Here is a 25,523-nt window from a genome sequence, read left to right as displayed (position 1 = left end):
GACATGAATCAGGAAACGCTATGTCACTCGAAGCCTTCATCGATTCGAAACCGTTCACCTTCGGTGTCGAACTCGAGATGCAGATCGTCAATACCCATGACTATGATCTGACCAAAGCAGGAACCGACCTGCTCCGGCTCATCAAGGACGAAAAGATCCCGGGCAACATCACGCCGGAAATCACCGAGAGCATGATCGAGCTGTCGACGGGCATCTGCACGACGCACGAGCAGGCCGTCGCCGATCTGCGCACGATTCGCGACACGCTCGTCGCCGCGGCGGACCGGCTGAACGTCGGCCTGTGCGGCGGCGGCACGCACGCTTTCCAGCAATGGAGCGAGCGCAAGATCGTCGACACGCCGCGCTTTCAGTACCTTTCGGAACTCTATGGCTATCTTGCCAAGCAGTTCACCGTGTTCGGCCAGCACGTGCACATCGGCTGCCCGGATGCCGATAGCGCGTTGTTCCTGCTGCATTCGATGTCGCGCTACATCCCGCACTTCATCGCGCTGTCGGCGTCGTCGCCGTTCGTGCAGGGCGTCGATACGGGCTTTCACTCGGCACGCCTGAATTCCGTGTTCGCGTTTCCGCTGTCGGGCCGCGCGCCGTTCGTCCTCACGTGGGACAGCTTCGAAGAGTACTTTTCGAAGATGGTGCACACGGGGGTCGTCAACAGCATGAAGGACTTCTATTGGGACATCCGGCCGAAGCCCGGCTTCGGCACCATCGAAGTGCGCGTGATGGACACGCCGCTTTCCGTCGACCGCGCGGCCGCGATTGCGTGCTACATCCAGACGCTCGCGCGCCATCTGCTGCTCGACAAGCCTTTGATGCCAAAGGAAGACGACTATCTCGTCTACACGTTCAACCGTTTCGAGGCGTGCCGCTTCGGTCTGGCGGGCACGTGCATCGATCCGCAGACGGGTGAGCGCCGTACGATTTCCGAAGACATCATTCACACGCTCGAGCGCATCAAGCCGCATGCGGATGCTTTAGGCTCGGGCAAGGCGCTCGAAGAAATCGGCGCGATCGCGCGCGGGCAGGTGAACGACGCGACCTGGCTGCGCAATGTGGCCGAACAGGAACAATCGCTGCATGAAGTGGTGCGGCAGCAGTGCCTGCAGTGGCGCGCATAAACGGCGCGTAAAAGTCGGAGTGTATGAGCCGCGCGATCCAGTCCGGCGCGGCAGGCGCGTCGGATGCTCTTGCTTCGCCGCCACGCAGACTTCAACGAAACCCGCTTTTTGCGGGTTTTTTTATTTTTTTCGAATGCCGATAAGGCGTCCTCTAGTTTTTCTCAAGGTTTACGTATACATACGTAGTAATAGTTAACAAGCATTGCGTTTGCCTGTGGACAACCGAATAATTCCCTGCAAACTCAAGCGGCTGCGTAAACCATAACCACGCGGATCGGGCGTGCATCCCGACCGTAAACCTGGGAGAACGATTCTCATGGGTGCTGGGGTCAGCGGGTTATCAAGAATCGACGCACATGTCGTCCCCCGTCTTATCCCGTGGTTATCCACAGATTGCATTGGATAACTTAGCTGTACGATTTGCCGCTCTCGCATAGAATGTCGTTTTTCGTCGTTGCGGCCTGCCGGGGTCCCGGATGCGTGGCCCAAGCGCACGGATCGCAGCACGGCATGAAGCGTTTGCAAAGCCTGAGAAAGCGGCCGGGACAAGGCCCGCATCACAGGAAGTTTTTGAGATAGTAGGAATCGGCGAGCCGGCTTGACCGGCGAAGCTTCCCCCCCACAGACTGTCGGCGCGCCGGCATCGGAAAAACGGATGTCGACGGGCGACGGCACGCTGTCAACAACGAACGAAAGACTATGAGCGAAGGCGTATACGGAGAGCAGGCAACCGGGCGGGTGACCCACAGCCTGCTGCGACTCAGCACGGCCATGCGGAGCCAGGCATGGGAATGGGCGGAAGGCGCGGGTCTGACGCCTACCCAGGGTGAAATCCTCGTGCTGCTGATGCAGCGCAAGGGGCCGATGCGGCTCGGCGAAATCGCACGCGAAACCGCGCTGACAGCCGCGACCACGAGCGACGCAGTGAGCACGCTGGAAAGCAAGGGTCTCGTCGAAAAGCGCCGTGCGCTCGACGACGGGCGCGCGCTGGCTGTGCGTCTGACGGCTCGCGGCCGCACCGCGGCCAAGCGCGCCGCGCAATGGCCTGACTTCCTCGCGAAGGCGGTCGGCACGCTGCGCGACGAAGAGCAATCGATCTTCTATCGCACGCTGCTGAAAACCGTGCGTCAGCTCGAAGTGCAAGGCCACATTCCGCCGCACCGGATGTGCGTGACCTGCACGCATTTGGAGCCGAGCAAGAACCCGAAGAAGACGCCGCATCGCTGCATGCTGCTCGATCTGTCGATGTCGGATACCGATCTGCGTCTGGACTGCTCGGTGCACGAAACGGCCGACGCCGCCACGCAGAAAAAGACCTGGAAGATCTTCGCGCAGCAAGCCTGAGTCGGCTAAACTGCGGAGCCGGCCGCCGCTCGCGGGTTTGCGCGAGCGGGGCGGGCGAGCTTGCGCCGTTTTGCGCATCGGCAGACGGCGTGTCTTCCGGCGCGCTTTTTGGGCGCGTCCAGTCAACCCTGACGGTGGGATTTGCCGATGCATCACGAAGTTCTCGCCATCCGCCATGTGCACTTCGAGGATCTGGGCAGTCTCGAACGGGTGCTCGGCGAGCGGGGGCGTCCTGTCCGCTATCTGGATGTCGGCTTTGCGCGCATCGAGGCGCCCGACCCCGTGATGCCGTCGCTGATGGTGATTCTCGGCGGGCCCATCAGCGCGTTCGACGACGATCGCTATCCGACCATCGCGCCGCTCGTCTCCATGATCGAAAAGCGCATTGCAGCTGGCTTGCCGACGCTCGGCATCTGCCTCGGCGCGCAGCTGATTGCGCGGGTGCTCGGCGCGCGGGTCTATCCGGCAGGGCAGACGGAAATTGGCTGGACACCGTTGACACTCACCGATGCCGGCAAGCAGTCGCCGCTGCGGCATCTGGACGGGGCGCACACGTCGATGCTTCATTGGCACGGCGATACGTTCGATCTTCCGCAAGGCGCGGTGCATCTCGCCTCCACGCCCGCCTGTCAGAACCAGGCGTTCTCATGGGGCAAGTATGTGCTTGGCCTGCAATGTCACCCTGAAATCCGCACCGACCGTTTCGAGCCGTGGCTGATCGGCAATGCCGGCGAAATCGCGGGCCACGGCATCGACGTGCGCGCGCTGCGCGCCGATACCGCGAAGCATGGCCCGAAGCTCGAAGCCGCCGCGACCAGCATGTTCGGCGAATGGCTCGATCAACTGGCCGCGCGACCCTGAACAAATCCCAATGACCGCCGTGGATCACCGCGCTTTTACCGTCGATGCCGTGCTGACCGGCAAGATTGCGCCGTTGGGCGGTGACCTGTCGGGCAAGACGAGTGCGATCGGCAAGACGCCTGTCGATGGCCGTGTGTGGCTCGGCGAAACAGGACTCGAAGGTGATCAGCAGGCCGAACTCAAGCATCATGGCGGCCCGGAAAAAGCGCTGCATCACTATCCGTTCGATCACTACGCCACCTGGCGGAACGAATGGCAGGCGGGCGAATCCGGTCTGTCGAGCCTCGACGGACGCGGCGCGTTCGGCGAAAACTTGAGCACGTGCGGCCTGACGGAAGCGGATGTTTGCGTCGGCGACGTGTACCGGATCGGCGGGGCGATCGTCCAGGTATCGCAGCCGCGTCAGCCGTGCTGGAAACTGAACCTGCGCTTCGCGCGCGCCGACATGTCGCGCGCCGTGCAGAACACGCGCCGCACGGGCTGGTATTACCGCGTACTCGAAGCGGGCGAAATCGGCGCGGGCGACGCGATCGAGCGGCTCGCGCGTCCTCACGCGCAGTGGAGCGTCGAGCGCCTGTTGCGCGCGTTCTATGTCGATCGCGACGACCGGCAGGCACTGGAGGCGATGGCGCAACTCGACACGCTGTCGCCGTCATGGCGCAAGACCGCCACGAAGCGTCTCGAAAGCGGTGAAGTCGAATCGTGGTCGAAGCGTCTCGATACGCCTCACAGTCAAAGCTGATTCGCGCTGTTGAAAGCGACGCGCCTGGCCGTCTGCAGCAAATCAGACCCGGTGCTATCCTCGATCGCTCTTGAGTTTCGATGGGTATTCCCACCACCATGAGCGCTCTTTTCACTCCGCTCACGCTGCGTAGCGTGACGCTGCCGAACCGCATCGTCGTGTCACCGATGTGTCAATACTCTGCCGAACGCGGCGAGGCGACGGCGTGGCACATGATCCATCTCGGCCATCTGGCGCTGTCGGGCGCGGGCATGCTGTGCATCGAGGCGACGGCCATCGAGCCTGATGGCCGCATCACGCCTGCCGACCTCGGTCTGTGGGACGACGTGACGGAAGAAGCGCTGAAGCCCGTGCTCGCCACGATCCGCAAGCACTCGAAAGTGCACGTCGCGATGCAACTCTCGCACGCGGGGCGCAAGGCTTCGAGCAACGTGCCGTGGGAAGGCGGGCAACTGATTCCCGTGGCCGACGGCGGCTGGCTGCCGCATGCGCCGTCCGCGCTGCCGCACAAAGCCGGCGAAGAGCCGCCGCTCGCGCTGGACAACGCGGGCCTCAACCGCATCCGCGAAGCGTTCGCGGCGACGGCGCGCCGTGCTGCGCGTCTGGGCATCGATGCACTCGAAGTGCACGCCGCGCACGGTTATCTGCTGCATCAGTTCCTGTCGCCGCTCGCGAACCAGCGCAGCGACGAATACGGTGGGTCGCGCGAGAATCGCATGCGTTTCCCGCTCGAAATATTCGATATCGTGCGCGCTGCATTCCCCGCCGACAAACCCGTCGGCGTGCGAGTCTCGGCGATCGACTGGGTTGATGGCGGCACCACGATCGAAGACACGATAGCGTTCGCGCAAGAGTTGAAGAAGCGCGGCTGCGACTGGGTCGATGTGTCGTCGGGTGGCGTGTCGCCGTTGCAGAAGATCCCGCTCGAACCCGGCTATCAGGTGCCGTTCGCGAAGGCGGTGAAGGAAGCGACAGGCATGACGACGATGGCCGTCGGTCTGATCACGGACCCGGCGCACGCGAACCGGCTGATTGAAGAGGGCGACGCGGATCTCATCGCGATGGCGCGCGCGATGCTCTACGATCCGCGCTGGCCGTGGCATGCGGCCGCTCAACTCGGCGCGACCGTGGACGCTCCGCCGCAATACTGGCGTTCGCAACCGCGCGAACAGAAGGCGCTGTTCGGCGATATTTCGTTCGGTCAGCGCTGAAGGCTGCCTTCAACCGACAACGCAAAATACGCATCGCGCGCACATGTGATGTGGATCTGTACGTAAGACGGTTGAACGAAGTCACATCATCCGTGTACGATTTCGGTTGTGACGCTGTATGCGTCGCATGTCGACGCGGCGCCAGCAAGGCGCCGCGTTTGCTATCCGCGTCAGAAAAGCCGCGCATCTGCAAAGGCGCGTCGAACGCGGAGGCATCGGCGAACAAGCGAGTTTGTTCATCCACCGTTCTACAAGGATTGATTCAATGAGTTCACGCAGGATCGCTGTGCGTCAATCGGGCGTGCACGGCAAAGGCGTGTTTGCACTCGAACCGATCGCAGCCGGCGAGCGGTTGATCGAATACAAGGGCCAACGGATTTCCTGGAAGGAAGCGCTGCGACGGCATCCTCACAATCCGGACGAACCGAATCACACGTTCTACTTCGCGCTCGATAGCGGCGATGTGATCGACGGCAAGGTGAAGGGCAACAGCGCGCGCTGGATCAATCACTCGTGCGCGCCGAACTGCGAAGCGGAAGAGATCGACGGCCACGTATTTATCGACGCGCTGCGTGATATCGACGCGGGCGAGGAGCTGTTCTACGACTACGGGCTCGTGATCGACGCGCGTCAGACGAAGAAGCTGAAGAAGGAATACGAGTGCCGTTGCGGCGCGCGCAAGTGCCGCGGCACGATGCTCGCGGCGCCGGACAAGAAGGACGAGAAGAAAGCGAAGAAGAAAAAGTGACCCGTGTGCGCTGCCGTTCTTATCGAACGCAGCGCACGTTTTGGGACACGCTTCAAGGATCGACCGGCGCACGATGCGCCGGTTTTTTTGTTTCGCGCGGCGGTTCCGGTGAGCGCAGCACGGCGCCCGTCGCGACGGGAAGCCGCACGATAAAGCGCGCACCGCCGTCAGCGGCATCTTCGTAATGCACGCTGCCATGATGCAGCGCCATGATGTCGTGAACGATCGCAAGGCCGAGACCGGCGCCACCGTCGACGGTGCCGTCGCTCAAGCCCTGGCCGTCGCCGCGGAAGAAGCGCTTGAACAGATCGGGTTGCTGTTTATGAGGCACGCCCGGACCGTTGTCCTCGACAGCGACTTCCGCCGTTGGGACGCCATCCACCACCGTTTGCGCAACCGTCATCGTGATCCGCGCGCCGTTCATGCGCGACGGCGGCACGTATTTCAGCGCGTTGTCGAGCAGATTCGCGATCACTTCACGCAGCAGCACAGGGTTGCCGCGCGCGATCAGCGGGTGATCGTTCGACGGATCGTCGAGCCGCTGGAAACCGAGGTCCACATGCACGGCGAGCGCGCGCGGCACCCATTCGGCGCCTGTATCGAAAGCGAGCGACGCGATGTCGAGGTTCACGAAACGCGCGGCCTGTTCGCCCGGTTCGGCACGCGCTAGCGACAGCAACTGGTTCGAAAGACGCACGGCGCGATCGGCGGCCGCACGCAGTTCCTTGACGGCGGCGAGCGTCTGCTGCGGATCGCGCCCAATGGCCGCCTGTTCCGCGTGCAGCTTGATCGCGGTGAGCGGCGTGCGCAGTTGATGCGCGGCGTCGGCGATGAATTTGCGTTGAGCGTCGAGCGCGGCTTTCAGGCGGTCGAGCAGGCCGTTCAGCGCGCCCGTCAGCGGACGGATTTCGACGGGGACGAAGGTTTCGTCGACGGGTTCCAGCGACGTGTGGGTCTGTCGGTTCAACGAATCGGCGAGATCGGTCAGCGGGTTCAGTTGCTGATTCACGACGCGCCACACGATCACCCAGCCCGCGAGCAGCAACAGCAGCAGCGGCATCATGATCGCGACCAGAAATTCGGCGGCGATCCGAAAGCGGTGATGCACCGGCTGGCCGACTTCGATGACGACGGGGTTGCCCGTCGGCTGATCGACGCGCACCTGCGCAACGCGCACGGCCGTCCCTTCATGCTGCGTCTCGAACACGTAAGCGTAGTGCATGCGCCGCACGTTGGTGCCTTGCAGCGGCAGCTTCGGATCGCCGGCGATTTCGGTTTCGCCATTGCTGATCCGGTACACGAGTTGTTCGACGGGATCGGAGAACATCGCCTGCGCGAGCGGAGGGACGGTGATCGGCGCATCGGGCCCGGCAATCTGGATCTGCTTCGAAATGGCCGTGGCGAGATCGGCGAGCGAACGGTCGACCACATGCTGCGTGTATTGCCACGCGAGCCAGTACGCGATGAGGCCGCTCATCAGCGCGAGCAGCGAAAGGGGAGCGGCGAGCCGGCGCAGTAACTGGCGGCGCAGGCTATTCGCGGCGGGATAGGGCATGATCGAACCCGCGGTAAAGGACCGACGCCGAGGGATTATCGACTGCGTCAGTCATGCGTTCCAAGTGCAGTTCCAAACGGCAGTTCACATCCAGGCTGAATGACACAGGCGGCCGCCGCGCATCTGTGAGGATGCGCTTGCGGCCGCCCGTCGGACAACCCGGACGCCGTCAGACCACAACGGTCTTGACGACCATTATGACGCCTGGCGGATTTCCTGGAGCAGATAGCCGAAGCCGCGCACCGTGACGATTTCGACACGGCAGTTTTCGAGCTTTTTGCGCACCCGGTGCACATAGACTTCGATCGCGGTGTCGCCGAGATCGCCGCCGAAGTGCGTCAGGTGATCCTGCAGTTGCGCCTTGCTGACCACGCGGCCATGGCGCAGCAACAGCATTTCGAGCACCGCGAATTCGCGCGGCGACAGTTCGAGCGGCTTGTCGTCGTTGAAGATGCGGCGATCCACACCCGACAGACGCACGCCACCGAGCGACACTTCCGGACGTGGCATGTCGCCATGCGGTCCGCTGCGGCGCATCACGGCGCGAATACGCGCTTCGAGTTCGGCGGGTTCGAACGGCTTCAGCATGTAGTCGTCGGCGCCGGAATTGAGGCCTTGCACGCGGTCATTCAGCTCGTCGCGCGCCGTCAGCACGATCACGGGCGTATGACGGTTGCTCTGACGGAAACGCGACAGCAGCGTCATGCCATCGATGCCGGGCAGTCCCAGATCGAGGATCACGAGCTCGTGGCGGTTTTGCGTGAGGGCCTGTTCGGCGAAGATGCCGTCGTGGACCATGTCGACCGTGAAGCCGGCTTGTTCGAGACTGCTTTGGATGCCGCGCGCGATAGGGCGGTCGTCTTCGATCAGAAGGAGTCGCATGGGTTTCGCTCAAGTACAATGGGTTGGGCAAGGGGCACGCGGTTCGCCGGGGCGCCTGCTGCACAGAATGCCGTGCGGCGTGCCGTCGATGCGGCCTTCAACAGATCTGCCAGCCATGTCCGATATTACGATCTACGAACTGGAAGCCGCGATCAATTTCTGGCGTTCCCGCTCGCCTTCGAGCGGTGACGAACTCGTTCTGTGCAAGGAGGCAAGCGCGCTCTCCAAGCCGTATGCGCTGATGATTGTACAGCGACAGACCGTGCTGCCGCAGGAAGGAATGGACGAGATTGCCCGCGCCGCGTGGGATTCTTACGTGTCCCTTAAGAATGACCTAACGAAGTGAAGGTTTGGTGGCCTGATTACCTGCAAAACGCTTTCATAACGGGTTTTCGTCAGGGTTTTGGAGCGTCACCGGCTTTCGTCCGATCAACGGCTCAAGTCACTTTCCAGCCGCAATTTCATCGATAAAACGAGCGAGGCGAATGTCGCGCTCGGTGATTCCGTTTGCATCGTGCGTCGATAGCGTGATCTCGACGTTGCTGTAGACGTTGAACCATTCCGGATGATGGTCCATTTCCTGGGCTTTGATCGCGACGCGCGTCATGAAGCCGAACGCTTCGTTGAAGTCGGCGAACTTGAACTGCCGTTTGATCGCGTCGCGGGCTTCGACGTTTTGCCAGCCGTCGAGTTGAGCGATCTGCGTTGCGCGTTGTTCGGAAGAGAGTTTCTCGATCATCGTGTCACCTTTTTTAGCCGCGCGTGGCCGCGCCGATGCCGCGTGCATTGGCGCATACGCGGTCGTCCTATTTTTTCACGGTTGAAGGGTTGCTGCAGCGCGCTACGTCAGATGTCGCCGTCCGTCGCCCAGCCTTCGCCCGTGCCGCGCGTGATGACGGTGTCGGTGGCGCGCACTTCGCCTGCCGGGAAAGGTGCCCCATGCGCGAGCTTCGCCAGTAGCGGCGCGAAGTCGGTACGCGCGACGTCGAACAGTTGCGAGAAATCGTCGATCACGAAGTAGGTCTTCTGGAACGTGTCGATCCGATATTGCGTCTGCATCACGCGTTCGAGATCGAACGCGATGCGATTGGGCGCGTCGCTTTGCTGGCTATAGAGCGTCTCGCCTTTGCTCGACACGATGCCCGCACCGTAGATCTTTACGCCGTTCGGACTCGCGTCGTCGCGGATCAGGCCGAACTCGACTGTGTACCAATAGAGGCGCGCTAGCAGCGGCAGCGCATTCGCATCGTTCGCAGCGAGGGCCGCGCGGCCATATGCGTGCATGTAATCGGCGAACACGGCGTTGATCAGCAGCGGCACATGCCCGTACAGATCATGGAAGCAGTCGGGCTCCTGAAGATAGTCGAGCTGATCCGGGCGGCGCATCCACCACGTCACGGGAAAGCGGCGGTTCGCCAGATGCTCGAAAAACACCTGATCCGGCACGAGGCCCGGCACGGCGACGATCCGCCAGCCGGTCGCAGGCATCAGCTGTTCGTTGATCGCTTCGAACGAAGGCACGCTTTCCGGCGACAGATTCAGCCGCTCGACGCCTTCCAGAAAATCGTCGCACACGCGCCCTTTGAGCAGCGCCGTCTGCCGCGTATAGAGCTGCTTCCACACCGCGTGATCGACCGCGCCATAGCGATGCATCGGCTGGTCGATGGTGAAGTCGGCTCGGGTCTCGAGGCCGGCGTCAAATTGCTCCTTGAGCTTCGCGGTGTTCGGGACTGACATGACGGATGACTGGCCGGGCGCGGCTCGCCCGATAGATGGAAACCGTGCAAGTCTAGAGCGGGTAACACGCGGAAAGGGCGCACGTTTTCCGAATCGCACGGTGAGAATGCGATAATCGTGCATTAGATCGCCAATTCATGCGGAGAATTTACATGCTAGAGCTCGATCACTTCGATCTGGCACTGCTCGACGTCCTGCAGCGCTTCGGGCGCGCGACGCACCAGCAACTGGGCGAGCAGGTGCCGCTGTCGCCATCGCAAATCGGGCGGCGCCTGCAGCGGCTGGAGTCGATCGGCGTGGTCGACGGCTATCGCGTGGTGCTGCGGCCGGAAAAGCTCGGGCTCGGCGTGACGGCCTTTACCAGCCTGAAGCTGAAGCACCACGGCGATTCGATCATCGAGCAGTTCCAGCAGCAGATCGATGTGCTGCCCGAGGTGCTGGAGTGCCACGCGGTGGTTGGCGACGCGGATTATCTGCTGCGTATCGTGGCGCCGGATCTGAACGCGCTGTCGTCGTTCGTGATGAAGAAGCTGATGCGAGTGCCGGGTGTCGACAGCGTGCGCTCGTACATCGTGCTGACGACGTTCAAGCGCAACGGCCCATTGCCGCTCGGTCATCTGGCGCCGGGCGCGGCCGCCGTCTGACCTCGCGGCATATCGGAAATCAGGCGGCTTTCAACGGCTCCTGATTCAGCATATCCACATAGGCGACGGCAACCAGGTCCGAATCCGGTACGCCGAGCTTCGAGAACACGGCGTGCGCTTCCTTTTCGCCGCCTTCTTCGTCGTCATCCTGCGCGAGCACGACTTCGAGCTCGACGAAATCGCCGAGACCGTCGACGCGATCCAGGTGAATCCGCGTGCGCCCGACGATATAGACGTGGCGCTCCTTCGTGACGATGCCGCGCGTCGTGAGCGCGGTGGCGAGCAGCGAGTGCATCGCTTCGGGGTTCGTCACCGGGCTGCGCGTGTAGTACGACGCCTTCGGGCCGTCGCGGTCGTCGCGCTGATAGAAGATCAGTTCGGCGGGCGTGCCGTCGTCGAACTGGCGCAACTTCAGACGGCCACGCGGCACGTCGTAGAAAAAGTCCTGCTGGCGAAAAATCAAAGGAGCGTCAGGCGAAAGCGCAGCGGCGCGCTCGCGAAGCTGTTCGAAGTGCTGCGCGCGAGCTTTGATTTCGATGTTGCGTGCCATGTGAAGCTCCTGTCGAAAGGTGAACGTGGACGGCTTCTGACGACAACGGGTTCGCCCCGATTGCCTGAGTGCGCAAACCGGTCGGCAGAGACCAAAGGGATACGGAAAACAGCGGGGGAAAAGCGGGCAAAGCGTCAATCTAGCAAAAAGCCCATGACGATGTGGTTAAAGGCCACGGCATCCGAAGGGTGCAAAAACCTCGCTGTGTCATGAGGTCGGCTCATATCGCGCGACGCTGCTTTTCGCGCGATGCGATGCGCGTTCCGCGTGTACCGCTTATGCCGACCACTGCTGTTCGATCAGCTTGAGCGCCACGGCGATCGCCGGCTCGTCCTTGTGCGCAGCAAGCGTGATGAACGTCAGCTCTGTCGGCACCGTGATGCCTTCGACGATCGTCAGCGCATGCGCGTGCGCTTCGGCAAGCGCGGTCGAATCGCGCGCGAGCGTGAGCCCGACGCCTGATTTGACGAGATCGAGCATCGACGGTTCCTGATCGACTTCCGCGACCTTGATGGGCTTGACGCCGGCATCGGCGAAGCGGCGCGTCAGCAGCCGGTTGTGCGCGGACGCGGGCGGTGTCCAGATCCACGGAAACGAAGCGAGCGCACGCCAGTCGCGCGCGCCTTTCATGCGGTCCTTCCAGCCGGGCGGCGCCAGCACGCGGTATTGGAAGTGTGTCAGCGTGACGGCGTGAAAGATCGCGCTGTCGCGTGGTTCGTCTTCGTCCGGCTGGCCGATGTAATAGCCGACGTCGAGTTCGCCCGCGCGCACCTGATCGCGCACCCAGCCGGACATGCCGTGCCGCAATTGCGTTTCGATGTGCGGCCACGTCTCGACGAGCTGCTTCAGAAACCCGCCGAGCCGCAGAAACGCCGGATCGAGAATCGTGCCGATGCGCAGACGCCCGCGCACTTCCTGGCGCAGTGTGGCGGCGGCCCGTTCGACATCGTTGGCGGCCGCGAGCGCGCGCTCCGCGTGTGGCAACAGCGCCTGACCGTCGCGCGTGAGCGAGAGCCCGTGCGACGTGCGCGTGAAAAGCGTCACGCCGAGCGCGGTTTGCAGGTTCTTGATCTGCAGGCTGACGGCGGGCTGGGTCAAATGCAATTGCGCGGCAGCGCGCGTCAGATTGCCTTCGCGCGCGACCGTCGCAAAGGCGCGGAGCAGGGTGAGATCCATCCGCTGATATTAACGCGCCTTATATCGCATTTGAGCATTTCTGATTGGATTTGCGACGCACTTGCCGATTACGCTGGAAAGATCATGCGAAAGCGTGCTCCATTGCGCTGCAGCATCGACCATCAGAAAGTCCTACACAGGAGACACCATGAGCGAGACAGATCAAGGCAAAGTGCGCGCGCTGACACACGTGATCAACGGCCATCTTATCGATGGCACGAGCCAGCGCTTCGGCGACGTGTTCAATCCGGCGACAGGCGAAGTGTCGTCACGCGTGCCGCTCGCGAGCGTCGCCGAAGTCGATGCAGCCGTTGCCGCCGCTAACGCCGCGTTTCCCGCATGGAGCGAAACGGCACCGATCAAGCGCGCTCGTGTGCTGTTTAAGTTCAAGGAACTGCTCGACCGTCACCACGACGAACTCGCCGAACTGATCACGCGCGAGCACGGCAAAGTGTTCTCGGACGCGAAGGGCGAAGTGATGCGCGGCATCGAGATCGTCGAATTCGCGTGCGGCATTCCGAATCTGTTGAAGACGGACTTCACCGATCAGATCGGCGGCGGCATCGACAACTGGAACCTGCGTCAGTCGTTGGGTGTGGTCGCGGGTATCACGCCGTTCAACTTCCCGATGATGGTCCCGTGCTGGATGTTCCCGGTCGCGATCGCATGCGGCAACACGTTCGTGTTGAAGCCGTCGGAACGCGATCCGTCGGCGTCGATCCGTCTTGCCGAGTTGCTGAAGGAAGCGGGCTTGCCTGACGGCGTGTTCAACGTCGTGCACGGCGACAAGGTGGCCGTCGATGCATTGCTCGTGCATCCCGATGTCAGCGCGCTGTCGTTCGTCGGTTCCACGCCGATTGCCGAATACATCTACACGGAAGGTACGAAGCACGGTAAGCGTGTGCAGGCGCTGGGCGGCGCGAAGAACCACCTCGTCGTGATGCCGGATGCGGATCTCGATCAGGCCGTCGATGCATTGATCGGCGCAGCGTATGGTTCGGCGGGTGAGCGTTGTATGGCGATTTCCGTTGCAGTCGCAGTCGGTCATATCGCCGACGAACTGATCGACAGGCTCACGCCGCGCGTGAAGACGCTGAAGATCATGAACGGCATGGAAGGCGAAGCGGAAATGGGTCCGCTCGTGACGGCGGCGCATCGCGAGAAGGTGTCGGGTTATATCGACGCAGGGATCGAGGCGGGCGCGAAACTGGTGGTCGATGGACGCGGGCACAAGGTGCCGGGTCACGAGAAAGGCTTCTTCCTCGGCGGCACATTGTTCGACGATGTGAAGACCGACATGAAGATCTATCGCGAAGAAATCTTCGGCCCCGTGTTGTGCGTGGTGCGCGTGCCCGATTTTGCTTCGGCAGTCGAACTCATCAACAAGAACGAGTTTGCGAACGGCGTGTCGCTGTTCACGTCGGATGGCGGTGTTGCACGCGCGTTCTCGCGTCAGATCCAGATTGGCATGGTCGGCATCAACGTGCCGATTCCCGTGCCGATGGCATGGCACTCGTTCGGCGGCTGGAAGCGGTCGCTGTTCGGCGATCACCACGCGTACGGCGAAGAAGGCGTGCGCTTCTATACGCGCTACAAGAGCATCATGCAGCGCTGGCCGGACAGTATCGCGAAGGGCGCCGAGTTCACGATGCCTGTTGCGAAGTAACGCGAATCAGTAGATCGGAATGGCCACGGCATTGCGTTTTCAATAACGCAGTGCCGTGCGCATCACACGTGTGGTGTCGATAAACAAAAAGCAGTAGCGAGACAAACGCCCAAAGCGCAATCAGATGCCATGCAACGTGGCCATGCGAAGGAGACAAGGGTGAGCACGACAGCAAGAAAACTCGAAGGCGAATTCGACTACATCGTCATTGGTGCGGGCACGGCGGGTTGCGTGCTTGCGAACCGCCTGACCGAAGATCCCGACGTCACCGTGCTGCTGCTCGAAGCGGGAGGCAAGGACGATTACCACTGGATTCATGTGCCCGTCGGTTACCTCTATTGCATTGGCAATCCGCGCACTGATTGGCTCTATAAAACGCAGGCAGAACCCGGACTCAACGGACGTGCATTGTCGTATCCGCGGGGGCGTGTACTGGGCGGATGCTCGTCGATCAACGGCATGATCTACATGCGCGGACAGCGTGAAGATTACGACGAATGGGCGCGTGTGACGGGCGATTCGTCGTGGTCGTGGGATGTTGTGCTGCCCATCTTCAAACGTAGCGAAGACCATCATGGTGGCGCGAATGAATTTCACGGCGCGGGCGGTCAATGGCGCGTTGAAAAGCAGCGTCTCAAATGGAAGATTCTGGAGAAGTTCGCCGAAGCCGCCCAGGAAGCCGGTATTCCCGCCACCGACGATTTCAATCGCGGCGACAACACCGGCGTCGGCTATTTCGATGTGAACCAGAAGCGCGGGATTCGCTGGAATGCATCGAAGGCTTTTTTGCGGCCTGCGTTGCAGCGGTCGAATCTCACCGTCATCACGGGCGCGCACACGCAGCGCGTCGTATTTGAAGGCAAGCGGTGCGTCGGTGTCGAATATCGTGGCGACAATGTCGAGTACATCGCAAAGGCGCGCATCGAAGTCGTCATGAGCTCGGGCGCAGTGAACTCGCCGCAATTACTCGAATTGTCTGGCATCGGTAATGGCGCGCGTCTGCAGAATCTCGGCATCGAGGTCGTGAACGATTTGCGGGGCGTCGGCGAAAATCTTCAGGACCATTTGCAGTTACGCATGGCGTATAAGGTGCACGGCGTGCGCACATTGAATACGGCCTCCGCACACTGGTGGGGCAAGATGATGATCGGGCTGCAGTATCTGCTGACGCAAAGCGGGCCGATGTCGATGTCGCCGTCGCAACTCGGCGCGTTCGCGAAGTCCGATGTGAACGACGGCTCGTTGACGCGTTCCGATCTCGAGTATCACGTACAGCCGCTTTCACTCGACAAGTTCGGCGAACCCTTGCATCGCTTCAATGCCTTTACGGCATCTGTCTGCCATTTGCGTCCGACTTCGCGCGGCAGCGTGCATATCGAATCACGCGATCCGCACACCGCGCCGCTGATCGCGCCGAACTATCTGTCGACGGATTACGACCGTCACGTCGCTGCGAATGCATTGCGTCTCACTCGTCGCATTGCGGCCTCGCCTGCATTGAAACTCTATCGGCCCGAAGAGATCTTGCCCGGCATCCAGTTTCAGACCGAGGAAGAATTGCAGATCGCGGCGGGTCAAGTCGGTACAACCATCTTCCATCCCGTCGGCACGTGCCGGATGGGCACATCGAATGATCCCGGCGCTGTCGTCGATGGCCGCTTGCGGGTGATCGGTGTCGAAGGGCTGCGCGTGGTCGATGCATCCGTGATGCCCACCATCACCTCAGGCAACACGAACTCGCCGACACTGATGATCGCAGAACGCGCGAGCGACATGATTCGCGCCGAGCGTCGTGCGCGAAGAGACAGTCACACCATCGAAACCAACGCCGCGTCACCGATGTCCGTTGCATGACACGCAACGTTTAACGTTTTGCGGCACGAAGGTCGCATTAAACACTAAGTGCAAATCCCAATGATTGCGCTGCATCATTGGCGCGACAATGGCACCCATGCTGCGTGGTGCGGCATGGATTACCGTCCGCATTGGTGCACCACGCCACGATTGGCACGGGGGTGTCATCGCCAATAACAGTCGCGACGATTCAGCGCGGCATAAAACGCGGTAATGCTTCGCCTTACTTCGCATGGAAGGGAACATGATTCTCGGCGATACGATACTCGAAACGCGCGGGCTCACTCGTGAGTTCAAGGGTTTTACCGCAGTCAACGGTGTGAACCTGCGCGTGAAGCGCGGTTCGATCCACGCGCTCATCGGGCCAAACGGCGCAGGCAAGACCACCTGCTTCAATCTGCTCACCAAATTTCTTGTGCCCACTGCGGGTCAGATCGTCTTTGACGGCATCGACATCACGGGCGAACGTCCTGCGCAGGTCGCGCGTCGCGGCATCATCCGCTCCTTTCAGATTTCTGCTGTATTTCCGCATCTGACGGCATTGCAGAACGTCCGCGTCGGTCTGCAACGTCAGCTCGGCTCGGCGTTTCATTTCTGGAGAAGCGAGCGCACGTTGCGTCAACTCGATGACCGCGCGATCGATCTGCTCACGCAGGTAGGCTTGACCGATTTCGCCGATGTGCCCGCCGTCGAGCTGTCGTATGGGCGCAAACGCGCGCTCGAAATCGCCACGACGCTCGGCATGGAGCCCGAACTGATGCTGCTCGACGAACCGACGCAAGGCATGGGACATGAAGACGTTGACCGCGTGACTGCGCTGATCAAAAAAGTATCGGCGGGTCGCACGATCCTGATGGTCGAACACAACATGAATGTGATAGCCGGCATCTCCGACACGATTACCGTCCTGCAACGCGGCGAGGTGCTCGCCGAAGGCACGTACGCGGAAGTCTCGAAGAACCCGCTCGTCATGCAGGCCTATATGGGCAGTGCGGACGCGGCGCTTGCCGGAGCGCATGCATGAGCACTGTGAGCGAACAGGAAGACGCATCGGTCAGTGTGATGAGCGGCGAGCCCGCGCTGGAGATCGCGGGGCTGCAGGCGTGGTACGGCGAATCGCACATCCTGCATGGCGTCGATCTGACCGTCAGCCGCGGTGAAGTCGTCACGCTGCTCGGCCGCAATGGCGCGGGCCGCACCACGACGCTGCGCGCGATCATGGGCCTGACGGGCCGGCGTACGGGCTCGATCCGCGTCGGTGGGCGCGAGACGATTTCGATGGCGACGCATCGCATTGCGCATTGCGCCGTCGGCTATTGCCCGGAAGAGCGCGGTATCTTTTCGAGCCTGTCGTGTGAAGAAAATCTGATGCTGCCGCCGCCTGTCGGCGACAAGTCGTTGATGATGTCGATCGACGAGATCTACCAGATGTTTCCCAATCTCCAGGAACGACGCATGAGCCAGGGGACGCGTCTGTCGGGCGGCGAGCAACAGATGCTGGCCGTCGCGCGCATCCTGCGCACGGGCGCGAACCTGCTGTTGCTCGATGAAATCTCCGAAGGCCTGGCGCCCGTGATCGTACAGGCGCTCGCGCGCATGATCGTGACGCTGAAGGCGCGCGGCTACACGATCGTGATGGTCGAACAGAATTTCCGCTTTGCCGCGCCGCTCGCCGATCGCTTCTATGTGATGGAGCATGGACGCATCGTCGAGCATTTCGGTGCAAAGGAACTCGAAAGCAAAATGCCGGTGCTGCACGATTTGCTCGGCGTCTAAGTGGGGTGGACGCATCCCGATGAGAAATCGGGGTCGTCATGGGAACTGCGACGCACGACATACCCAGATGCCTCTGATAACCACAAGCATGGAAACAGGAGACACGCATGAAACTGAAGAACTTCGCCAGGCTGTCAGCAGTCTGCTTTGCGGCCGCCGCGGGCACGATGTTCGCTGCGGGTAACGCGCAGGCCGCGGACGGCCAGACCGTCAAGATCGGCTATATCACTGATCTGTCCGGTCTTTATGCGGATCTCGATGGCCAGGGCGGCCTCGAAGCGATCCGCATGGCGATTGCCGATTTCGGCGGCAAGGTGAATGGCAAGCCGGTCGAACTGGTCTATGCCGATCACCAGAACAAGGCGGATATTGCCGCGTCGCGCGCGCGTGAATGGATCGACCGCGACGGGGTCAACGTGATCATCGGCGGCACGAACTCGGCCACTGCGCTGTCGACCAACCAGGTTGCGGGTGAGAAGAAGATTCCGTACATCAACATCGGTGCGGGCGCGGATAACCTCACCAACGAGCAATGCACGCCGTACACGGTCCACTACGCGTACGACACGATGGCGCTTTCAAAAGGCACGGGTTCGGCCGTGACGAAGCAGGGCGGCAAGACCTGGTACTTTCTGACGGCGGACTACGCGTTCGGCAAGGCGCTCGAAAAGAACACGTCGGAGGTGGTCAAGGCGAATGGCGGACAGGTTCTCGGCACGGTGCGCCATCCGTTGTCGGCATCGGATTTCTCGTCGTTCCTGTTGCAGGCTCAAGGATCGAAGGCGCAGGTGCTCGGTCTCGCGAATGCGGGCGGCGACACGATCAACGCGATCAAGGCCGCCAAAGAATTCGGCGTCACAAAGTCGATGAAGATCGCCGCGCTGCTGATCTTCCTGACCGATATCCACAGCCTCGGACTTGAAACGACGCAAGGTCTGGTCGCGACCGATAGCTGGTATTGGAACAAGGACGCAAACACTCGCAAGTGGGCGCAGCGCTACTTCGACAAAATGAAGAAGATGCCGACCAGTCTGCAGGCAGCGGACTATTCAGCCGTCACCACTTATCTGAAGGCCGTGCAGGCAGCTGGCACGACCGACAGCGACAAGGTGATGGATCAACTGCACAAGACGAAGATCGACGATTTCTACGCGAAGGGCTACATCCGTCAGGACGGCAGCATGATCCACGACATGTACCTGATGGAAGTGAAGAAGCCGTCGGAATCGAAAGAGCCGTGGGATTACTACAAGATCACCGCAACGATTCCCGGCGATCAGGCATTCGGAACGAAAGCGGAATCGCGCTGCGCGCTCTGGAAGTAAGCGGTTCGCAGTCGATACGTGAAGGGCGGCGCAGGTGCCGCCCGCTGCGTCTCGCGAGTGAACTGCGTCGATATTATTCTGACGGCGGATTCAATGGATATCTTTGGCATTCCGCTACCGGCGATGCTCAGCCAGTTGCTGCTCGGTCTCGTGAACGGCTCGTTCTACGCGATCCTGAGTCTGGGGCTGGCTGTGATCTTCGGTCTGCTCAACGTGATCAACTTCGCGCACGGCGCGTTGTTCATGCTGGGTGCGATGCTCACGTGGATGGGCATGTCGTATTTCAGTCTGCCGTACTGGGTGATGCTCGTGCTCGCGCCCGTGCTCGTGGGGCTGTTCGGCATCGTGATCGAACGCTCGATGCTGCGCTGGCTGTACAAGCTCGACCACCTCTACGGCCTGTTGCTCACGTTCGGGCTCACGCTCGTCGTCGAAGGCGTGTTCCATTCGATCTACGGTTCGTCAGGGCAACCGTACGACGTGCCGTCGGCGCTTGCGGGCGCAACCAATCTCGGCTTCATGTTCCTGCCGAACTATCGCGCGTGGGTGGTGGTCGCGTCGCTGATCGTGTGCTTCGCGACGTGGTTCGTGATCGAGAAGACGCGTCTTGGCGCGTATCTGCGCGCGGGCACGGAGAACCCGAAGCTGGTCGAGGCATTCGGCGTGAACGTACCGATGATGGTCACGCTCACGTATGGCTTCGGCGTCGCGCTGGCCGCGTTTGCCGGCGTGCTTGCGGCGCCTGTGATCCAGGTCTCGCCGCTGATGGGCCAGTCGATGATCATCACAGTGTTTGCGGTCGTGGTGATCGGCGGCATGGGCTCGATCATGGGTTCGATTCTCACGGGCCTTTTGCTGGGTGTGATCGAAGGATTCACGCGCGTGTTCTATCCGGAAGCGTCGGCGACGGTGGTCTTCGTGATCATGGCGCTCGTGTTGCTCGTGCGTCCGGCAGGTCTCTTCGGCAAGGAAAAATGATGCAGAGAAAAGCGCTCTACGTTCTGCTGCTGATCGCGCTCATCGTTGCGCCTTTTGTCGGCGCGTATCCCGTGTTCGTGATGAAGGTGTTGTGCTTTGCGCTGTTCGCGGCCGCGTTCAATCTGCTGATCGGTTATACGGGTCTGCTGTCGTTCGGACACGCGATGTTTCTCGCATCGGCCGGCTATGTCACCGGTTACGCGATCCAGACGCTCGGCGTGTCGCCCGAACTCGGCGTGCTAGGGGGCGTGGTGGTGGCGACGCTGCTGGGCTTTGTCGTCGGTATGTTCGCGATTCGCCGGCAGGGCATCTATTTCGCGATGGTGACGCTCGCGCTCGCGCAGATGGTCTACTTCGTGTTCCTGCAGGCGCCGTTCACGCATGGCGAAGATGGCCTGCAAGGCGTGCCGCGCGGCAAGCTGTTTGGCGCGTTGAGCCTGTCTTCAGACCTGACGCTGTACTTTGTCGTGCTGGCCGTGATGGTGCTCGCGTTCCTGCTGATCGTGCGGATCGTGCATTCGCCGTTCGGGCAGGTGCTGATCGCGATCAAGGAGAACGAGCCCCGCGCGATCTCGCTCGGCTATGATACGAACCGCTTCAAGCTGCTGGCGTTTATTCTGTCGGCGGGACTTGCGGGTCTCGCCGGCTCGCTCAAGGTAGTCGTGCTCGGCTTCGAAACGCTCGGCGATGCCTACTGGACGATGTCGGGCCTCGTCGTGCTGATGACACTGGTCGGCGGCATGGGCACGCTGTTCGGGCCGTTGCTCGGTGCCGCGTTGATCGTCGCGCTGGAAGACCGGCTTGGCGATATCGGCAGCGGGCTGGCGTCGGTGACAGGTGTTGAGTGGTTCCGATCACTTGGCGAGTCGGCGACGATCGTCACGGGCCTTATTTTCATCGCGTGCGTGCTGGCGTTCAGGCGCGGCATCGTCGGCGAGATCGTGCAGCGGGTCAAACCGTTGCGCGCCTGAGTGGGCCGGGAAATTAGTTTGCGATCCGAAATAACGACTAGCCGCCGCGAAATGACGCGAACATGGAGCGAAACTACAAGAATGCGCCCCATTTTTGTGCGGCGCTGCACCACTAGGGTAAATGCTAGTTGCTCGTGAAGCGTCCCCCGTTTAATCTTCACACAGTTCTGATGCACCGAATTTTGCAGGTGGAGAACGAGGAGACATGAGGCGCATAAGTGCCCATACAAAAGCGCTGTTGGACGAAATCCAACAGCGCTTTTTACTTTTTCCGCTCGAAACTCATCTTCTTCAGCGCGCCTTCCTGCGTCGCGCTGCATTGTAAATCTGGCGTTTTCTCTCTCGCTGCACCCGGCGTTTTTCCCCAAAGATTCAAAGCCTTCAAAGCGCTTGCCGCCTGCGGTATGCGTCCGCTACACTCGCCATTCGCCGACCATCGGGTCGGCCTTTGGGACATTCGAATCCATTCGAACATCGGGGCGTAGAGGAGCGGAATGAAGTCGGCATTGCGGTGGATCAGCGCGGCACTCGTCGCGACAGGCGTGTGCGCAACGTATAGCGGCGCGGCATTCGCGGACGTGAAAATCGGCATGACGGTATCGGCGACGGGGCCCGCGGCCTCGCTCGGCATTCCGGAGAAGAACACTAGCGCGCTTCTGCCGAAGGAAATCGCGGGCCAGAAAATCGACTACATCGTCCTCGACGATGCAACCGACTCGACGCAAGCCGTCAAGAACGCCCGCAAGCTCACCAGCGAAGATCACGTCGACGCGTTGATCGGCTCGACTGTCGTGCCGAACTCGCTGGCTATGATCGACATCGCCAACGAAACGCAAACGCCGATGATCTCGATGGCTGCGGCGGCGTCGATCGTCGAGCCGATGGACGCGAAGCGCTCGTGGGTCTTCAAGACGCCGCAGAACGACATTCTGATGGCGACGGCGATTGCGCAACACATGTCGAACCACGGCGTGAAGACGGTGGCGTTCATCGGCTTCTCGGATGCGTACGGCGAGAGCTGGTTCAAGGAGTTCACCAAGGCCGCTGATCTGAAGAAGATCAAGGTCGTCGCGAATGAACGTTTCGCACGCAACGATGCGTCCGTGACGGGCCAGGTGCTCAAGATGATGTCGCAGAACCCGGATGCCGTGCTGATCGCCGGCGCGGGCACGCCGGCCGCGTTGCCGGAAAAGACGCTGCGCGAGCGTGGCTTCAAGGGCAAGTACTATCAGACGCACGGCGTCGCGAATAACGACTTCCTGCGTGTGTGCGGCAAGGATTGCGAAGGCACGTATCTGCCCGCTGGTCCGCTGCTCGTCGCCGATCAACTGCCCGATTCCAATCCTGTGAAGAAGGCTTCGCTCGCGTACAAGCGCGCGTATGAAGGCGCTAACGGTGCGGGCTCGATCTCGACGTTTGGCGGTCACGCGTGGGACGCGGGCCTGCTTTTGCAACACGCCATTCCCATCGCGTTGAAGAAGGGCCAGCCGGGTACGCCGCAATTCCGTGAAGCATTGCGCGTCGCGCTCGAAGACACGAAAGATCTGCCCGGCTCGCACGGCATCTTCAACATGAGCGCGAACGATCACGCGGGTCTCGATCAGCGTGCACGTGTGATGGTGCAAATCGTCGATGGCAAATGGAAGCTTGCTTCCGATTAAACGAGGCGAACTAACGAATTCGAATTCACAAAAAAGACGCGAGCAGTTGACGCGTCTTTTTTATTGCACGCGAGATGTCTGAATAAAAAAGCCGTGCAACGGCGAGGGGAGGCGACTAAAGCGGTAGAGCCTGCGTTCGAGGTTTGACGCAATTGCAACGAGCAGGGAAAACCATGCTTGGCAGGCTTATACCCGATAACTAGATTCAGTTACCCGGTTCTTGAACTGGATTACGACACGCATTTAAAGCGTTTGGAGACAAGCAATGAAAACGACAAAACAATGGGTCCGTACCGCGATCGCGATGGCGCTCGTGTGCGGAGCAAGTGCGGCGATGGCGCAGGTGAAGATTGGGGTCACGCTGTCCACGACGGGACCGGCCGCATCGCTCGGCATCCCTGAGAAAAACACGATCGCGCTGCTGCCTAAGGAAATCGCGGGCAAGAGTGTGCAGTACATCGTGCTCGACGATGCATCGGATACGAGCCGCGCCGTGCAGAACACGCGCAAGCTGATCGACGAAGATCACGTCGATGCGATCATCGGCTCGACGGTCACGCCGAATTCCCTCGCGATGCTCGATCCCGTTTCCGAAGGCAAGACGCCGATGATCTCGCTCGCGGCATCGGCGGCCATCATCTCGCCGATGGATGCGAAACGTTCGTGGGTATTCAAGACGCCGCAGAACGACGGTCTGATGGCCGATGCAATCGCCGAGTACATGGAGAAGCACGGCGTGAAGACGGTCGCGTTCATCGGCTTCGCGGATGCCTATGGCGAGAACTGGTACAACGTGTTCAGCAAGGCGGCGGAAGGGCATCATCTGAAGCTCGTTGCGAACGAGCGCTATAACCGCACCGATGCATCGGTGACGGGGCAGGTGCTGAAGCTCGCTGCATCGAATGCGGATGCGGTGCTGATCGCCGGCGCGGGCACGCCGTCCGCACTGCCTGCGAAGGCGCTCAAGGAGCGCGGCTACAAGGGCAAGATCTATCAGACGCACGGCGTCGCGAACAACGACTTCCTGCGCGTGTGCGGCAAGGACTGCGAAGGCGAATTGCTGCCCGCAGGCCCGATTCTCGTCGCCGATCAGTTGCCCGATTCGAACCCGGTGAAGAAGTCGTCGCTCGCGTACAAGAACGCGTACGAGAAGGCCTATGGCGTGGGCACGGTGGCGACCTTCGGCGGTCACGCGTGGGATGCCGGCCAGATGCTCCAGCGCGCGATTCCCGAGGCGCTGAAGAAGGGCCAGCCGGGCACGGAAGCGTTCCGCGTCGCGTTGCGTGAAGCGCTTGAGAACATCAAGGACTTGCCACTCTCGCACGGCATCATGAACACGACGCCCACCGACCACAACGGTCTCGACAAGCGCGCACGCGTGATCATCGAGATCTCTGATGGCAAGTGGAAACTCCAGAACGACTAAGACGGTACGCGCCTCTCGCGCAAGGGCGTGGCGGCCAGCGTATGCGAAAGCGCTTAAGCCACGCAGCAATTTCTGATCGATAACAATGGCAAGCTCTGCCGCGCTGTATCTTAGGCGCGGCAGTTGTTTTATGTGTTTGAGCTTCGCTCCGTGGCGGGTGGTCGTTCAGCCGGCTCTCATTGTTTCTTAGTTTCGATTTCGACGTTCCAGGACGAGGAAGTATGGATCTATCAATTGCGGTGATCCTCGCGCAGGACGGCATCACGACCGGCGCGATCTACGCATTGCTCGCGCTCGCGTTGGTGCTGGTGTTCTCCGTGACGCGTGCCATTTTCATCCCGCAAGGGGAGTTCGTGTCGTACGGCGCGCTGACGCTCGCCGCACTGCAGACACAGAAGTTTCCGGCGACGTGCTGGCTGCTGATGGCGATGGGGCTCGCGTGCTTCGTCGTCGAGGTGACCGGCATGGCGCGGCATGCGGAGCGGCGGCGTCATGCGGCGCGTACGCTCGTGATGCTGGTCGGCAAGTATCTGTTGTTTCCCGTCGCCGTCTACGCGGTCACGCGCGGCGTATTCATGCAGCCGCTGCCGATGCTCGCGCAGATCGCGCTGACGCTGCTGATCGTGGTGCCGATGGGGCCGTTCGTCTATCGCCTCGCCTACGAGCCGGTTGCCGAAGGGACGACGCTGTTGCTGCTGATCGTATCCGTCGCCGTGCACTTCGCGATGGTCGGCCTCGGGCTCGTGATGTTCGGCGCGGAAGGCTCGCGGACCAACGCCTTCACCGACTCCACCTTCAACATCGGCAGCATGTCGATCTCGGGGCAGAGCGTGTGGGTGATCGGTGTCGCGGTGGTGCTGATCGGCGTGTTGTACGTGTATTTCGATCGCTCGATTTCGGGCAAGGCGTTGCGGGCGACGTCGGTGAACCGGCTCGGCGCGCAGCTGGTCGGCATCGGCACGACGCAGGCGGGACGGCTCGCGTTCACGCTCGCGGCCGGTCTCGGCGTGTTGTGCGGGATTCTCGTTGCGCCGCTGACGACCATCTATTACGACTCGGGTTTCCTGATCGGTCTGAAGGGCTTCGTCGGGGCGATTATCGGCGGGCTGGTGAGTTATCCGCTGGCTTTTGCGGGTTCGATACTCGTCGGCTTGCTGGAGTCGTATTCATCGTTCTGGGCCAGCTCCTACAAGGAAGTGATCGTGTTCACGCTGATCATTCCCGTGCTGCTCTGGCGGAGTCTCGCCAGCCCGCACGCGGAAGAAGAGGAGGAGTGACGC

The 25,523-nt window shown here is 61.3% G+C and carries 24 protein-coding genes; 18 read left to right on the top strand and 6 right to left on the bottom strand.

Translation table 11 applies throughout. The features are described 5' to 3' along the window. The first annotated feature begins 20 nt into the window (after window positions 1-20). The 6 genes from C2L64_RS18105 (at window position 21) to C2L64_RS18080 (ending at window position 6,042) form a co-directional block, all read left to right on the top strand. Window positions 21-1,136: a YbdK family carboxylate-amine ligase gene (locus tag C2L64_RS18105; RefSeq protein ID WP_090834735.1), complete on the top strand. Its 1,116-nt coding sequence runs from the start codon at window positions 21-23 to the stop codon at window positions 1,134-1,136. A 699-nt stretch (window positions 1,137-1,835) separates the two neighbouring features. Next, a complete protein-coding gene (locus C2L64_RS18100) occupies window positions 1,836-2,480 on the top strand; it encodes a MarR family winged helix-turn-helix transcriptional regulator (protein WP_007581737.1) in 645 nt (214 codons plus the stop codon). 147 nt (window positions 2,481-2,627) lie between these two features. Continuing rightward, window positions 2,628-3,341, top strand: a complete 714-nt coding sequence (locus C2L64_RS18095) for a glutamine amidotransferase (RefSeq protein WP_090834733.1) — start codon at window positions 2,628-2,630, stop codon at window positions 3,339-3,341. A gap of 10 nt (window positions 3,342-3,351) precedes the next feature. After that, a complete protein-coding gene (locus tag C2L64_RS18090; RefSeq protein ID WP_090834731.1) occupies window positions 3,352-4,083 on the top strand; it encodes an MOSC domain-containing protein in 732 nt (243 codons plus the stop codon). Window positions 4,084-4,181: 98 nt separating this feature from the next. Beyond that, entirely contained in the window at window positions 4,182-5,294 is a 1,113-nt protein-coding gene (locus tag C2L64_RS18085; protein ID WP_090834729.1) for an NADH:flavin oxidoreductase/NADH oxidase, read from the top strand. Between the two features lie 265 nt (window positions 5,295-5,559). After that, complete coding sequence (locus tag C2L64_RS18080) at window positions 5,560-6,042, top strand: SET domain-containing protein (protein ID WP_090835018.1); 483 nt, start codon at window positions 5,560-5,562, stop codon at window positions 6,040-6,042. A gap of 52 nt (window positions 6,043-6,094) precedes the next feature. Here the strand turns inward: C2L64_RS18080 and C2L64_RS18075 are convergent, their stop codons facing one another. Beyond that, a complete protein-coding gene (locus tag C2L64_RS18075) occupies window positions 6,095-7,597 on the bottom strand; it encodes a sensor histidine kinase (protein WP_090834725.1) in 1,503 nt (500 codons plus the stop codon). A gap of 195 nt (window positions 7,598-7,792) precedes the next feature. Then, window positions 7,793-8,479: a response regulator transcription factor gene (locus C2L64_RS18070; RefSeq protein ID WP_007581727.1), complete on the bottom strand. Its 687-nt coding sequence runs from the start codon at window positions 8,477-8,479 to the stop codon at window positions 7,793-7,795. 115 nt (window positions 8,480-8,594) lie between these two features. Between C2L64_RS18070 and C2L64_RS18065 the strand changes: the two genes are divergently transcribed. Continuing rightward, window positions 8,595-8,825, top strand: a complete 231-nt coding sequence (locus C2L64_RS18065; protein WP_090835015.1) for a DUF3717 domain-containing protein — start codon at window positions 8,595-8,597, stop codon at window positions 8,823-8,825. Window positions 8,826-8,921: 96 nt separating this feature from the next. Here C2L64_RS18065 and C2L64_RS18060 read toward each other — a convergent pair whose 3' ends face one another. Further along, on the bottom strand, window positions 8,922-9,218 hold the full coding sequence (locus C2L64_RS18060) for a 4a-hydroxytetrahydrobiopterin dehydratase (RefSeq protein WP_242681981.1): 297 nt from the start codon (window positions 9,216-9,218) through the stop codon (window positions 8,922-8,924). A 107-nt stretch (window positions 9,219-9,325) separates the two neighbouring features. Next, entirely contained in the window at window positions 9,326-10,216 is an 891-nt protein-coding gene (gene phhA, locus C2L64_RS18055) for a phenylalanine 4-monooxygenase (RefSeq protein ID WP_090834721.1), read from the bottom strand. A 152-nt stretch (window positions 10,217-10,368) separates the two neighbouring features. Here phhA and C2L64_RS18050 point away from each other — a divergent pair, with 152 nt between their 5' ends. Next, window positions 10,369-10,860, top strand: a complete 492-nt coding sequence (locus C2L64_RS18050; protein ID WP_007581720.1) for an Lrp/AsnC family transcriptional regulator — start codon at window positions 10,369-10,371, stop codon at window positions 10,858-10,860. Between the two features lie 19 nt (window positions 10,861-10,879). Here C2L64_RS18050 and C2L64_RS18045 read toward each other — a convergent pair whose 3' ends face one another. After that, window positions 10,880-11,410: a class IV adenylate cyclase gene (locus C2L64_RS18045; protein ID WP_090834719.1), complete on the bottom strand. Its 531-nt coding sequence runs from the start codon at window positions 11,408-11,410 to the stop codon at window positions 10,880-10,882. A gap of 276 nt (window positions 11,411-11,686) precedes the next feature. Then, on the bottom strand, window positions 11,687-12,586 hold the full coding sequence (locus C2L64_RS18040) for a LysR family transcriptional regulator (protein ID WP_090834717.1): 900 nt from the start codon (window positions 12,584-12,586) through the stop codon (window positions 11,687-11,689). Window positions 12,587-12,734: 148 nt separating this feature from the next. On the opposite strand from C2L64_RS18040, the gene C2L64_RS18035 reads away from it, so the two are divergent. From C2L64_RS18035 to C2L64_RS17990, 10 genes are all read left to right on the top strand, one after another. Then, window positions 12,735-14,252: a CoA-acylating methylmalonate-semialdehyde dehydrogenase gene (locus C2L64_RS18035; RefSeq protein WP_090834715.1), complete on the top strand. Its 1,518-nt coding sequence runs from the start codon at window positions 12,735-12,737 to the stop codon at window positions 14,250-14,252. Window positions 14,253-14,411: 159 nt separating this feature from the next. After that, a complete protein-coding gene (locus C2L64_RS18030; protein ID WP_090835013.1) occupies window positions 14,412-16,106 on the top strand; it encodes a GMC family oxidoreductase in 1,695 nt (564 codons plus the stop codon). Between the two features lie 244 nt (window positions 16,107-16,350). Next, window positions 16,351-17,130, top strand: a complete 780-nt coding sequence (locus C2L64_RS18025; RefSeq protein WP_035987717.1) for an ABC transporter ATP-binding protein — start codon at window positions 16,351-16,353, stop codon at window positions 17,128-17,130. Beyond that, window positions 17,127-17,882 carry an ABC transporter ATP-binding protein gene (locus C2L64_RS18020; protein WP_090834713.1) on the top strand — a complete coding sequence of 252 codons (756 nt, stop codon included), beginning with the start codon at window positions 17,127-17,129 and terminating at the stop codon, window positions 17,880-17,882. Before C2L64_RS18025 ends, C2L64_RS18020 begins: the two co-directional genes overlap by 4 nt. 107 nt (window positions 17,883-17,989) lie before the next feature. After that, entirely contained in the window at window positions 17,990-19,207 is a 1,218-nt protein-coding gene (locus C2L64_RS18015) for an ABC transporter substrate-binding protein (RefSeq protein WP_090834711.1), read from the top strand. A gap of 93 nt (window positions 19,208-19,300) precedes the next feature. Continuing rightward, complete coding sequence (locus tag C2L64_RS18010) at window positions 19,301-20,185, top strand: branched-chain amino acid ABC transporter permease (RefSeq protein ID WP_090835011.1); 885 nt, start codon at window positions 19,301-19,303, stop codon at window positions 20,183-20,185. Further along, window positions 20,185-21,156: a branched-chain amino acid ABC transporter permease gene (locus C2L64_RS18005; RefSeq protein WP_167449600.1), complete on the top strand. Its 972-nt coding sequence runs from the start codon at window positions 20,185-20,187 to the stop codon at window positions 21,154-21,156. The genes C2L64_RS18010 and C2L64_RS18005 overlap by 1 nt, the downstream gene beginning before the upstream one ends. A gap of 494 nt (window positions 21,157-21,650) precedes the next feature. Next, entirely contained in the window at window positions 21,651-22,817 is a 1,167-nt protein-coding gene (locus C2L64_RS18000) for an ABC transporter substrate-binding protein (protein ID WP_007742814.1), read from the top strand. Between the two features lie 265 nt (window positions 22,818-23,082). Continuing rightward, window positions 23,083-24,243, top strand: coding sequence for an ABC transporter substrate-binding protein (locus tag C2L64_RS17995; RefSeq protein ID WP_090834707.1), 1,161 nt, complete (start codon window positions 23,083-23,085; stop codon window positions 24,241-24,243). A gap of 221 nt (window positions 24,244-24,464) precedes the next feature. Then, window positions 24,465-25,520, top strand: a complete 1,056-nt coding sequence (locus C2L64_RS17990) for a branched-chain amino acid ABC transporter permease (RefSeq protein WP_090834705.1) — start codon at window positions 24,465-24,467, stop codon at window positions 25,518-25,520. Window positions 25,521-25,523 lie beyond the last annotated feature (3 nt).

This window comes from Paraburkholderia hospita (assembly GCF_002902965.1).
In the GTDB taxonomy this organism is placed as follows: Bacteria; Pseudomonadota; Gammaproteobacteria; order Burkholderiales; family Burkholderiaceae; genus Paraburkholderia; species Paraburkholderia hospita.
Note: the sequence above shows the minus strand (reverse complement) of the source record. Positions and strands in the feature narration are given on the sequence as shown.